Below are 13,325 nucleotides of genomic sequence, written 5' to 3' on the forward strand. Positions count from 1 at the left end.
CGTCGATTGCACCGCTTCTTTTATGATACAGGAAATATGGCAAAAATGCACACCCTTATCCTTCCAGCAAGAATGTGCATTTCAACCGGTTTTATCAGATACCCAAACGTTCGTACTGCTCCGGCAGTGCGTCGTGTGCCGCCATACAGCGTTTCATCTGCTCGATGCAGTGCCGCTCCAGTGCTTCATCGTGCAGCGGATGCTCCTGTGCATAATCCGATTCGATATCGAACAGCAGTGTTTCCTCGTTATACGGCGAACGGCCGACAAACTGCTGCGAATCATTGCCCCAGTGAATAATATCCGCCGGGAAACGGTATACCGGATAGTCCGTCCAAGGCAGAAAGCGACCCATCTCAATCCGCTTGTAATCCTCGGTGTTTACAGCGTCGTTGCCGCCGTAGAACTGACGCAGAACGGTCGGCATAGCTGTGTAAACATACAGCGGCTGGTTTTTCTCGTCCTTTGCGGCACGGAAATAGGTGTATTTGCCGTCCGTCCACGCCATCTGCTTGCCGAAATAGCCGAAGATCGCACCGTCACGAACCTTGTCGGTCTCACCGCGCAGCAGCGGCAGCAGGCTCTTGCCGTGGATTGGATACTGCAGCACCTCCTGCGAAATCTCGTAATACTCTATCACAGTCGGCAGAACATCAATGTTCTGCGTTACTGCACTGCATCGTCCCGGCTGTACACCGGGTGCCGAAATCATCAGCGGGATGTGGAAAACCTCGTTGTACGGCGCCATATAGTTTTTCGCCATATAGCCGTGCTCGCCGAGATGATAGCCGTGATCCGTGGTAAACACCAGCATGGTGTCCTCCCACATATTGTACTTATCCATCACATCGAGAATTTCACCGAGGTGACGGTCAGTCATGGTCATGACAGCCTTGCAGCGTCTACGCAGATGCTCGGTCTCCGCCTCATTAAACTCGTTTGGCGCATAGGACGGATGCGTGAAGTCCGGTCCGTCATAGTCGCCTTCCTTCTCGTACAAATCGAGATAATACTTCGGGCAGTCATACGGCTCATGCGGGTCAAACGCCTCTACCCACAGAAAATAGTTATCCGCGTCATGATTGTCCTCCAGCCATTCCGCTGCATGCCACATGGTCTTTACGCTCGGATAATCATACTCTGTGTGAAAGTGCGAACGGTTTTCATGTTCAGCTTCGGTCCACGAGCCTTTAAACCACTTCGGCGGCGTATCCGGACGAATACCGTCCTTACACGGACGCGTCCACACCGGATCACATTCCTGACCTCGGTTGACCTCCCATGCGGTAAACCCCTTGACATAATTTTCACCGCCGCAGATGATATAGTGCGCATGATCGGCAAACATCTGCGTATGCACATTCTTTTCATCAGAAAGAATGCTCTGCAGGCTCTGATCAAACGGCTCCATTGCTCCCCACGGTTTTTCAAGAAAGTTCAGCCGTCCGGTCATGATGTCGCGGCGTGCGGGCATGCACGGCGCAGAGCCGCACCAGTGGCTGTCAAACACGACAGATCGCCGCGCCAGCCGGTCAATATTCGGTGTGATGGCCGCGTCCTTGCCCGCCCCATACGCGGACAGCATGCGTCGATTGAGTGTATCGCACAGAATGAAGATGGTTTTCATGTTGTTCCTCCCTGTTATTCTTACGGCTGTTGCAAGCCGATTCTCGCATATTGCTCTGCCGGTGCATCGTTTTCCTGCATCAAACGACGCATTAAATCGATCATGTGCTGCTCCTGTATCAGATCCTTTATCGGGTGTTCTTGCTTAGGATCGGTCTGCAGATCGAACAGTGCATCTCGGTTTTCCTCCGGCGCAGTGGACATGCATGGATAAAAATCCTTTGGCATAGCAATTTTCAGCGTTCTGCACCCTTTGGTAAAGGAAAACGGCTCGTGCAGCGTTAGTTTCTGCAGTTCTTCCGGTGCATACATAGCTCGCTGATGCAGCGGCAGCAGCGTATAATCATAGAGCGCTGTGCCTGGTCGATCGGCCCGCATATATACCCATCGACCATCTGTCACGCAGACATGCGCGCCGAACATGCCAAACAGCGCAGCATCACGAACTGATATATCCTGCTGCAGAACGGTTTGCAGGTCGTGACCCTGCATATCCGGTGGAATAGGTACGCCAAAGTACGACAGCAGCGTTGGCGCAAGGTCGATAGTCTGCACCAGAGCTTTCCGGCGTTCTCCTGCTGCTCCGGTTCGCGGATCCCAAATGAACAGCGGTGTGTGCGACAGCTCCTCGTAAAACAACGGACGATTTTTCGCCCACCATCCATGCTCTCCCAGCAAAAAGCCGTGGTCGGTCGCTACGATGAGCATGGTGTCCTGCCACATCTGATGTACATCCATGTAATCGAGCAGTTTGCCCAAATATGCATCACACATCGTCAGCAGTGCACCGTACTGACTGCGGCAGTGCACCTGTGCAGCCAGAGGTTCCGTCATATGGTCATAAGGCGGCCAATCAAACCGCGTCCCATTATAGTCATCCGAATAGCGATTCTGATACTCTTCCGGCACAAAAAACGGCTCATGCGGGTCAAAGGGTTCGATATGCAGCAGCCAGTTATCCGCATCACGGTTTTCATTCAGGAATTCATGCGCCAGACCGAACACCTTTTCCAGCGGCTGCTTTCCCAGTCCGCGGATATAGGCACGATTGACTTCATCCTGTTTATTTGCCTGCCCCAAATGCGGCGGCAGTTCCACTGCACCGACATGAGCCTTCCACGGATCACCTTCCTGTCCTCGCACGCACTCCCATGAGTTGTAGCGCGTGTGATAGGTAGCACCGCCATCCTCCCAGTAGTGCTGATGATCCGAGATCAGATGCGTGTATACGCCGCTTTTCTTGAGCAGCTCCGGCATTGAGTCATCAAACGGCTCGATTGGTCCCCAGCTTCGGTGCAGAAAATTATACCGTCCGGTGTGCAGTTCCCGCCGAGCAGGCATGCACGGCAGTGAGCCGGCATAACAGCGGTCAAACATGACCGAATGCTTTGCCAGACGGCTGAAATTCGGCGTTTGCGTCCAGCCGCAGCCATACGGCTCCAGACAGTGCCGGTTCAGTGAATCAAAAAGCAGTAAAATTGCTCTCACCGATGCACTCTCCTTTCGTCCGAATACGATTTTCCCAGTGTATTGTTCTGTACGACTTGATTATAGCGTCTGGAGACAAAATCCGTCTTTTGATTATTTGAGGGATTTTTTCACTTTTTTGTGTTTCGATGAGTAAACAGATAAACGACTCTGTAAACACAAAAAGACAGCTTTCGCTGTCTTTTTGTGCAGTCTGTCGATAAAGTCAATCTATCGTTTTTACTTTTCGTGCGGCAGCACGCATAAAATAGAATTTGCACAGCAAATTCATAATTCCCGGGGGCGTGTACCTCGGGAATTATACAAGGGACGAAAATTGTGCCCATAGGGCGCGGCTTTTCATCAAGATTCGATTGAAAGCGTGGTTTCAATCGAGAGGCTGCTCGAAAAACGGAGTTTTTCGAGCAGCCTCAACAAAAAGACAGCTTTCGCTGTCTTTTTGTTATTTCAGCATATCCCGCTTGATTTTCCCAATCCGCATATAATACCATACCAGATTGAGCGCCGCCGCGCACACCCATGCTGCGCCTTCCGCAAAAAATACGCCGCTCTGCCCGATGAAGGTCGGCAGCACGAGCGCCGCCCCCATGCGCATGAGCATTTCCGCAAAGCCGGAGAGTGTCGGCACAGTCATCTCGCCCAACCCCTGCAGTGAGGAGCGGTATGCCTGCAGCACGAACAGTGCAAACAAAAATGCCATCAGTGCCATGAGATACTGATAGGCCACCGCCAGCGCATCTGCCGCGCCCGCCTCCTCGGTCGAAAGGAACAGTCCCAGCAGCGGTTTGCCCGCAAGAAGCATAGCCGTCACGATGGCGGCTGTAAATCCGGCGGATAGGGCCAGCACCGCCCGAATGCCTGCATCAATGCGTGCCGCGTTTCGTGCACCGCGGTTCTGCCCCATGTAGGCTGTCATGGCATAGCCAAACGCCACCGATGCACTTTCGAGTATGCCGTACAGCTTGTTTGCCGCCGTGTAGCCCGCCACAAACACCACGCCGAAGCCGTTCAGCACGGACTGCAGCACCATGCCGCCCAGTGTGATCATGCTCATCTGCAGGCCGGTCGGAATGCCAAGGCGGCACAGGTGCAGCAGAATGGCAGGGTCGGTTTTCCAGTCAGCCTTTGTCAGCTGCACGAACGGCAGCCGCCGCAATGACCGCAGACACAGCAGAAACGCAATCAGCTGCGCCAGTACGGTTGCGAACGAGGCTCCGAAAATGCCCCAGCCAAAGCCCATCACGAACAGCAGGTCGAGCGCAATATTAGCAAAGCTCGCCGCGAGAATCGCGAGCAGCGGCGTTTTACTGTCGCCCAGACAGCGCAGCACGGCCGCCGCCATGTTGTACGCAATGATGATGAGCGAGCCGCCGAACTGCACATATAAGTACGTCTGCGCTCCACCGAACACCGCAGGATCGGTGTGCAGCAGTGTGAGCAGCGGCCTTACCAGCAACAGGCTGATGATCGTCACCGCAATGCCGAACCAGCACGACAGCTTAACGATCATAGCCAGTACACGACGCAGCCGGTCGTATGCGCCCGCACCGAACTCCTGTGCTGCGAGGATTGCAAAGCCCTGCGTAAAGCCCTGCAGTCCCCATAAAACCAGCCAGTTGATCCAGTCCGCCGCACCAATGGACGCCAGCGCCTGCATGCCGACACCGCGTCCGATGATAATCGTATCCACAATGGTATATAGCTGCTGAAACACGCTGCCCAACATCAGCGGCAGCGAAAACAGCAGAATCAGCCGTATCGGACGGCCGTGTGTCATATCGGTAACGCGCACCCTATCACACCTCCCTTGCGAAAAAATCATAAAACCCAAAGCGCAGAAGGAGACAGAACTGCACTTTGGGTTTCAAAACGACGGTACCGCAGAATGCTGTTGATTTACCGCACGGTGAGATAAAACGCAGTACCGCCGCTGCTATGGTCATCAATCAGAGGAAATCGCCGCACAGGCTGAGGGCCGCCTCATCCGCGATAACGATCGCGTCGTTGTGCAGCTGCAGGATCGATCCGGGCACCTTGGGCGTTACCGGACCGAAGCAGGATTCACGGATAGCCCACGCCTTGTCCTCGCCGCTGGCAACGACCAGCACCTTTTTTGCGGTCATGATGGTGTGAATGCCCATCGAGTAGGCACGGCGCGGCACCTCGTCCTCGCTGGCGAAAAAGCGCTTGTTTGCCTCGATGGTGGACTCGGTCAGCTCCACGCAGTGCGTGCCCTTGGCGAAGCAGTCGTCCGGCTCGTTGAAGCCGATATGGCCGTTGCGGCCGATACCGAGCAGCTGAATATCCACATCGCCCACACTGCGGAGCACCGCGTCATAGCGGGCGCACTCCTTTTTCTCGTCCGGCTCCATGCCGTTCGGCAGATTGATACGCGACGGGTCAATGTTCACATGGTCAAAAAAGTGGTCGTGCATGAAATAATGATAGCTCTGATCGTTTTCCGGCTTCATGCCATAGTATTCATCCAGATTGACTGTAGTCACATCCGCAAAATCCAGATCGTCCTTTTCGTACCACTTGACCAGCTGCTCATATGTGCCGATCGGCGACGAGCCGGTGGCAAGGCCGAGCACGGAATCCGGCTTGAGGATGACCTGCGCGGAAATGATATTTGCCGCCTTGCGGCTCATATCCTTGTAATCCTTTGCACGAATGATTCTCATAACGAAAAAGCCTCCAAACGCTTATAAATCCTTATACTTTTCACGCAGCGCGAGCAGCTCGCTCTCCTGCACATACTCAGTCAGGCAGCCTACGCCGGTAACACTCTTGCCGCCTGTGATGTTGCCGAACCGCACACAATCCGCAAACGGATAGCCATGGTACAGACCGTACATCAGCCCTGCAAGGAACGCATCGCCCGCACCAGTGGAATCCTTACAGGTGAATTCCGGAATATTGCGCAGCAGACGCGGCCTGCCGTCCTCGAGGATGAGACAGCCGTCCTTATCCAGCTTGACCAGCGGATGCTCAAAATACTCCGCCAACACGCGGAGCGCCTCCTCCGGCGTGTCCCTGCCGGTGATCTTGAGTGCTTCCTTGGTATTCGGCGTGTAGTAATCCGCCAGGCGCAGATAATCGCCGTATTTCTCAAAGCTCAGTTCATCATCCCATCCCATGTCGAAAATCAGAATGGTGCCTTCCTCGTGCAGCTTGCGATATACCGGCAAAAAGCCCTCCTGCATCTGCACGAGCTTCGCGCCCTTAGACATGGTATATACCCGCTCGAGCAGCTCGTCCGTGATGGCGGTCGGCTTGCAGTAGGTCGCAAATGTACGGTCGCCGGGCGTGAGCATGGCACTGGTGACATTCACCGGAATACCGGTCTCACCCTCCGCCGCCAGATTGTACGGAGAAACGCCGTTCTGCTCAAACTGCGCGCGGGCAAAGCCGGAAAACAGATCGCTGCCGAGATAGGTCGCCAGACGGGTCGGAATGCCCAGCCGGGCGGCGTTTACTGCCGTACCCGGTGCACCGCCGCCGAGCAGCACGCGGAAATCCTGCGAAAAGATCTCCTCGCCCTCCTGCGGCACGCGCGGCATGCCGACATACATCAAATCCACATTGGTCACACCGACCGAAGCGAGAAACGACATGCGTCAGTCCCTCCAGTCCCCGATATACGGCGCGTTGAGCTTGATATACTCGTCGGTCAGCTTGCTTGCCAGCGAGTAAGAGCCGACCAGCGGGTGCATGGTCAGGCACTCGGTAATATCCTTTCTGGAGCGGTTGACGATACCGCGTGCCGCCAGACGTTCGTAATATTTTACGCGGCGGATCATTTCGAGGTTGCTCTCCGGAATGTTCTCGATATGGTGCGGCTTGCAGCCCTCGCGGGAGATATCGCAGGTAACCTCAATAATATCGGTCGGCTCGAGGCCTTCGATGGCATTGCCGTTCGGTGCGCACAGGATCATCGTACCCATGCCGCCGGAGGCTGCGATCTCGATGAACTTGAGCGCAACGCCTGCGTAGCCGCCCGCGTCCTTGGAATACACATCAAACGTCCACGGCTTGTCGCGGTGAATACCAGTCTCATTGGCCATGTAGTTGTTCTCGCGGATGCCGTACCACTTTTCAAAGCACTTGAGACCTGCCTCGAAGTCGTTCTCAATGTCGATCTTAGACAGCTCCTCAGTCATGTGGCGGTTGATGTCGCAGATCATCTCGCCGCGCGTCTGCTTGGCATTCAGAATGTTTGCCACTGCCTTTTCGCGGTAGTAGAAGTAGTAGAGGTACTCATTGAGCACGCAGCCGCGGTCCTCGAGCAGACGCTTCTCGAAAAAGCGCATATCGGTCTTGGCGTAAGCCTCGTCATTGGCGATCAGCTCGGGCATAATCTCCTTTCCGTCCACCTTGATGCTCTGGAAGTAGGACAGATGATTCAAACCGTAGCACTCGCCGTAAATGCGGGACGCATCCACGCCGTACAGGTCGGCAAACTGGTGCAGCATGCCGCTCGGTGCGTCGCAGATACCGTAGGTGAAGTCGTAGCCCATATCGCGCAGTGCCTGCGAAACCACGCCTGCCGGATTGGTGAAGTTGAATACCTTGACGCCCGGCTTTGCCAGCTTTTTGATCAGCTCGCAGTACTCAGCCAGCGCCGGAATCGAGCGCATGGCAAACGAAACGCCGGCAGCGCCGGTCGTTTCCTGACCGAGAATACCCAGATCAAGCGCCAGTCGTTCATCGCGCACGCGAGTCGCGTCGCCGCCGACACGGATGGTCGTGATGACGTAATCCGCATCGGTCACCGCCTCCTCCGCACTGGAGGTCAGCGTGAACTTCATGGTCGGACACAGCATGCGCGCAACATGCGCCGCCAGACCGCCGTAGATGCGGAGCTTTTCCGGATCGTTATCCATAAATACCAGCTCATCGATGTGCAGCTCCTCCGCACGCTGTGCAATGCTCTTTGCGAGGAACATGGAGCGTACACCGCCGCCGCCGATTACCGTTAATTTCATAAAAAGATACCTCCTGTTATCGAATCAGATACCGTTTGCAGCTGGACCAGCCGATCATGCCCGAAGCAAATCCGGACAGACCGCACGGGAACAGCAGCACATACGGCAGAGAAAGCGGGAAAAACAGCACTGCCGGAATCAGCAGCAGCGCATTTACGCCCAACCCCAGCACAGTCATGCCGGGACGGAGCAGACACAGCAACCACGCATTTTTCGCCGCCGCTGCAAATGGGATGTCCACCGCTGCCTGCACCGCCCAGAAATTCTGAAAAAACGCAGCTGTGACGCAGAGCAGCAGCATACCCAGTAAGGCCGGGAAAAATCCGTCCGCCGTTACCAGCATCACGCCCATCCACAGCAGCGCAAGCTCGGCCAGTCCGCACAGAAGATTACGCACCGTATCCTGCCGCAGTGCCGCAAGAAAGTCGGTCCACACATCATTTGGCACATCACGCGCCATATTGACCGTGCAGCGCGCCATAGCGGCTCGAGCCACGCCAAAGGTCACAACCGGCAGACAGCACAGCAGAAACAGCACATTCAGCTTGACGAGCTGCCAGAACTCCCGTACAAGGGTCTCCCCGACCCATTCGGCGCCGGTCTTTTCCGGTGCATCCTTGGCAATGCCCGGACCTTCCTTCAAATAGGATGGACGAAACACAGATTTTCCTCCTGTCAGAACGCGATCGCGCGTTCGGTCTGCTTATCGAACAAATGGATGCGGCTCATATCCACAGCCGCGGTGATGGTGTCGCCCGCATGAATCGGCTCGCCGGACGGCGTACGCACGGTCACGGACGTACCATCACAGGTGCAGTGCGCGTAAATCTCCGCGCCCATCAGCTCAGCGATGTCCACATGCATGGTGAGCGTATGCGCCGCATTCTGCGTAAACTTTTCACCCGAGGTGTGCAGATTCTCCGGACGGATGCCGAACACGACCGTCTTTCCGACGTACTCACTCAGCGCATCGCTGCCCGCAAAGTGCAGGCTCTGGTCCGCGAAGGTCAGCTTGTAGCCGTCCGCATCGCGTCCCAGTTCGGCGTCCATGAAGTTCATCTGCGGCGAACCGATAAAGCCCGCTACGAACAGATTGCACGGATGGTCATACAGCGTCTGCGGTGTGTCCGCCTGCTGAATCTCGCCGCCCTTCATAACAACAATACGGTCGCCCATGGTCATGGCCTCGGTCTGGTCATGCGTGACGTAAACAAAGGTCGTATCCAGCTTCTGATGCAGCTTGATGATCTCGGTGCGCATCTGGGTGCGCAGCTTGGCATCCAGATTGGACAGCGGCTCATCGAGCAGGAATACCGCCGGGTCGCGCACCATCGCACGTCCGAGCGCGACACGCTGCCGCTGGCCGCCGGAAAGCTGCTTGGGCTTGCGGTTGAGCAGATGCTCGATGTCCAGCACCTTAGCCGCCTCGTGCACCTTGCGGTCGATTTCGTCCTTGGGCGTTTTGCGCAGCTTGAGTGCGAACGCCATGTTCTTGTAAACCGTCATATGCGGATAGAGCGCGTAGTTCTGGAAAACCATCGCGATATCACGGTCCTTCGGCGCTACATCGTTCACCTTGCGGTCGCCGATGTACATTTCGCCGTCCGAAATCTCCTCCAGACCCGCAATCATGCGCAGTGTGGTGGATTTGCCGCAGCCGGACGGTCCGACCAGTACGACGAACTCCTTATCCTTGATCTGCAGGTTCAGGTCGGAGATAACCTCGATATCACCGGGGTACACCTTCTTGATGTGATTCAAACTAATGCTTGCCATGTAATTTCACCTCGTTTATTCTTTGACCGAACCCGCGGTCAGGCTGGAAACGACCTGCTCCTGGAAGATCGCAAACACGATGATCGAAGGAATGACCGCAATGGTAACTGCGGCAAACAGCGCCGTGTAGTTAAAGCTGAACTGGCTGGTAAAGTAGCTGAGCGACAGCGGCAGCGTGCGGGCACTCTCGCTGCTGGTCAGGATCAGGGAGAACGTAAATTCGTTCCATGTATTGAGGAAACACAGCACAGCTGCGCTCGTAAGACCGCCCTTGGCGCACGGCATCATAATCTGGAAGAACGTACGCAGGAATCCCGCACCGTCGATGTAGGCGGCCTCCTCAATGGCCTTGGGGATAGACTGGAAAGCGCCGCGCAGGATGAGCAGGCTCATCGGCATATTCAGTGCGGTGTTGACCAGAATCAGACCCGCCTTGGTATCATACAGACCCAGATTGTTGACCACGCTGTACACCGGCTGCAGCAGTGCCGTCATCGGGATGACGAGCGACAGGCTGAGCAGCATGTACAGCAGCTTATCGCACGGAAAGCGGAACCGCGCAAACGCGTAGCCTGCCATAGCGAAGACGAGCACATTGAGTACAGTCGCGCAGCAGGTGACGATCACGCTGTTGCCAAAGAACTTGAAGATCGGCGCCATATCCAGTGCGGACTGATAGCCGTCAAACCCGAAGTGCGTCGGCAGCGAAATGCCGTTCGACAGGATCTCCGCATTCGTCTTGAACGAGGACAGGATGACCCAGATGATCGGGAACAGCGCAACGACCACACACAGCGCCATAAACAGATATTTGAGCACAAAGCACAGGCGTTCTCTGCCGGTCATTGCACCGAAGCTGGTTTTCATTTGTCGAACGCCTCCTTAGTAGTCTTCTTCGTTGACGCGCATCGCTTTGTTGATGAGCGTCATGCAAACGACACCCGCAATGACGATGCAAACGCCTATTGCATTCGAGTAGCCGTAGTTGTTTTCGTTCTTGTACACGCTGTACAGCATGAGCGGCAGGTTCATGGTAGCCGAGCCGGGGCCGCCCTTGGTGGTGATGTAGATCAGGTCGAACATCTGCAGCATATAGGTTGCCGCCATGACCATGGTCGTGCCGATGATCTTGCGCAGCAGCGGCAGCACAACGAACATATCGGTCTGGAACGAGGTCGCACCGTCCACACGGGCCGCTTCGAGCACCGAATCGTCAATGGTCAGCGCCTCGGCGAGCACGAGCGTCGTGGTGTAGCCCGCAAACAGCAGCCACGTCATGGTGACGGACGGGAACGCCGTTGTGGTATCCATCAGCCAGTTATTCGTCAGGTTTTCCAGACCAACAGCCTTGAGGATGGAATTGACCACGCCGTACTGCGGGTTGAAAATATTGAGGAAGATCATGCCCATTGCGGCGTTGGAGATGATATTCGGGATCATATATGCCGTACGGACAAATTTCCAGCCGCGCGGCTTTTTGTACAGCACGAGCGCCAGGATAACGCCGATGGAGACATGAATAATACAGTGGATCAGAATCCAGACGATTGTGTGGCCGCACGCCTGCCGGAAGGTCGCATCGCTGAACAGCTGTGTATAGTTCTGCAGACCGATGAATGTCATCGAGTCGCCCGTCAGCCGGTAATCAAACAGCGAGGAAACAAACACGATCACCAACGGAACAGCATAGATCAGCAGGAACAATGCGACAGCCGGAAGCAGGAACACCGGCAGCCAGCCCTTTTTACGTTTCATAAAGCGGTTTCCTTTCTTGTTGAGGAGAAAAACAGGGACCCGTTTTTTGACGGGTCCCTGCGGTAAACAGTTTACTGGTTCTTCGCTGCAGCATCCGTCAGCGTCTGGCAGAAGCCCTTTGCGTCCAGCTCACCCGAAGCGAGCAGCGGGAGCTGCTGGCTCATAACGTCGAGCAGGTTGGAGTACATCGTAGCCTGCAGAGTATCCGAGCGCTTTTCACCCTCAGTGGTTGCAAGGTCAAGGAACTCAGCAAGCAGCGGGTACTTGTCCTTTGCGGTGTCGGTCAGCTCTACCGTGTTGGAGGCCGGAACCATGCCCTGTATCTCCATTGCGGTCTGCTGTGCCTCAGCCGAGGTAAAGAACTTGACCATCTCAATGGCAGCCTCTTCTACCTTCGGGTCGTCCTGCTTGGTAACGATGTAGCCCTGAATCGGTGCATCGTATACGAAGTTGCCCGGGAACAGCGCTACGCCGACCTTATCAGCGAAGCCTTCCTCTGCCATGGAGGTATCGGAGAAATCACCGATCATCCACGGGCCGTTCGCCAGCATTGCGGTCTGGCCGGACAGGAAGTTGTTTGCAGCATTCTCATACTTGCCGCCGATTGCATCCTGCGTGGTGTAGTTCTGGTACATCTTCTGGATTTTCTCGGCTGCTGCGATCATTTCCGGCGTGTTGTAGTCGGTCGGGTTCATGGTATTCATGAACTCCAGGCCTGCGTCCGACTCGGTGCCAACCATAGCGCCCATCCACAGCTGGGTTACCCACGCAGAATCTGCGGTATCCATGGACAGCGGGGTGATGCCGGCTGCCTTCAGCTTGTCACACTGCTGGAAGAACTCGTCCCAGGTCTTAGCCGGCTCGGTGATGCCTGCCTGCTTGAACAGATCCTTGTTGTAGAAGTAACCGATAACCTGACCTTCCATCGAGGAAGCGTAGATCTTGCCGTCGCGGCTGTTGGTAGCCAGCGCGGTATCGGAATACAGTGCCTTCCAGTCTGCATCGGAATTTACCGCATCGGTCAGGTCAACTGCCAGATCCTTGGCAACGACCATATCAAGCAGATTGTAGCCGCCGCCGTAAATAACCGGCGGGAGATCGCCCGTGCCAAGCTGTACCTTGATCTTGTCGATGTAGTTCTGATCGCCCGGAACGTCTTCCTTCTTGATCTCGTACTTGCCTGCGTACTTCTCATTGAATTCCTTGATCAGTTCATCGCATACCGGAGCGGACGTATTCGTGCCGCACTGGAACGTCGGATAGTTGATGGTGATCACACCGGAGCTGTCACCGCTCTGTGCAGAATCATCCTTCTTGCCGCCGCAGCCGGTCAGTGCACCGGTCAGCAGCGCACCTGCCATCAGCAGGGAGAGGATACGCTTTGTTTTCATGTGGGGTTCCTCCTCTTTCTCTCCTTACGGCATTTGTCTCATTCAAATACCGCTCTGTGTTTTGTTGTATTTATTATACCCGAGGAATAGTCTGCCCTCAATGCAGTAAACCGTTCAAAACATATGACGATTTTGCTTTTCGTTCACACGCTCTGCACTCCTCTTTGAAAACATAGGATTATTTTGCGCCAAAACAGGATATTTTTTTCTAATGTCGCTTCTCCCCCTCCGGATGGTACACAAAGCGGTCGAATTGTGGTATATTTAGGGTAACTCCGCAGCTCCATTGTATGGTGTTGCC

Annotated in this window: 11 protein-coding genes; all 11 read right to left on the minus strand. The window is 55.2% G+C overall.

From position 1 onward, the window contains the following. Nucleotides 1–94: 94 nt before the first annotated feature. The gene (locus PGS25_RS06340; protein WP_270418029.1) at nucleotides 95–1,627 is read right to left on the minus strand and encodes a sulfatase; all 1,533 of its coding nucleotides are present in this window, start codon (nucleotides 1,625–1,627) and stop codon (nucleotides 95–97) included. Between the two features lie 20 nt (nucleotides 1,628–1,647). Then, nucleotides 1,648–3,114, minus strand: a complete 1,467-nt coding sequence (locus tag PGS25_RS06345; RefSeq protein WP_118479082.1) for a sulfatase — start codon at nucleotides 3,112–3,114, stop codon at nucleotides 1,648–1,650. 442 nt (nucleotides 3,115–3,556) lie between these two features. After that, nucleotides 3,557–4,906 (minus strand): MATE family efflux transporter, encoded by a 1,350-nt coding sequence (locus tag PGS25_RS06350; RefSeq protein ID WP_270418030.1) that lies wholly within the window; start codon nucleotides 4,904–4,906, stop codon nucleotides 3,557–3,559. A gap of 154 nt (nucleotides 4,907–5,060) precedes the next feature. After that, nucleotides 5,061–5,798, minus strand: coding sequence for a glucosamine-6-phosphate deaminase (gene nagB / locus PGS25_RS06355; RefSeq protein WP_118360269.1), 738 nt, complete (start codon nucleotides 5,796–5,798; stop codon nucleotides 5,061–5,063). A 21-nt stretch (nucleotides 5,799–5,819) separates the two neighbouring features. Beyond that, nucleotides 5,820–6,731: a carbohydrate kinase family protein gene (locus PGS25_RS06360; RefSeq protein WP_118564423.1), complete on the minus strand. Its 912-nt coding sequence runs from the start codon at nucleotides 6,729–6,731 to the stop codon at nucleotides 5,820–5,822. Nucleotides 6,732–6,734: 3 nt separating this feature from the next. After that, entirely contained in the window at nucleotides 6,735–8,102 is a 1,368-nt protein-coding gene (locus tag PGS25_RS06365) for a family 4 glycosyl hydrolase (protein WP_110436266.1), read from the minus strand. Between the two features lie 16 nt (nucleotides 8,103–8,118). After that, a complete protein-coding gene (locus PGS25_RS06370; RefSeq protein ID WP_270418031.1) occupies nucleotides 8,119–8,763 on the minus strand; it encodes a DUF624 domain-containing protein in 645 nt (214 codons plus the stop codon). A gap of 14 nt (nucleotides 8,764–8,777) precedes the next feature. Beyond that, nucleotides 8,778–9,878 (minus strand): ABC transporter ATP-binding protein, encoded by a 1,101-nt coding sequence (locus PGS25_RS06375; protein ID WP_118360265.1) that lies wholly within the window; start codon nucleotides 9,876–9,878, stop codon nucleotides 8,778–8,780. Nucleotides 9,879–9,893: 15 nt separating this feature from the next. Then, nucleotides 9,894–10,745 carry a carbohydrate ABC transporter permease gene (locus tag PGS25_RS06380; RefSeq protein WP_117751200.1) on the minus strand — a complete coding sequence of 284 codons (852 nt, stop codon included), beginning with the start codon at nucleotides 10,743–10,745 and terminating at the stop codon, nucleotides 9,894–9,896. A gap of 15 nt (nucleotides 10,746–10,760) precedes the next feature. Further along, a complete protein-coding gene (locus PGS25_RS06385) occupies nucleotides 10,761–11,633 on the minus strand; it encodes a carbohydrate ABC transporter permease (RefSeq protein ID WP_270418032.1) in 873 nt (290 codons plus the stop codon). Nucleotides 11,634–11,704: 71 nt separating this feature from the next. Then, complete coding sequence (locus PGS25_RS06390; protein ID WP_270418033.1) at nucleotides 11,705–13,024, minus strand: ABC transporter substrate-binding protein; 1,320 nt, start codon at nucleotides 13,022–13,024, stop codon at nucleotides 11,705–11,707. Nucleotides 13,025–13,325 lie beyond the last annotated feature (301 nt).

The sequence above is a fragment of the Butyricicoccus sp. AM78-15b2TA genome (genome assembly GCF_027665985.1).
GTDB classification, from domain to species: domain Bacteria; phylum Bacillota; class Clostridia; order Oscillospirales; family Butyricicoccaceae; genus Agathobaculum; species Agathobaculum butyriciproducens.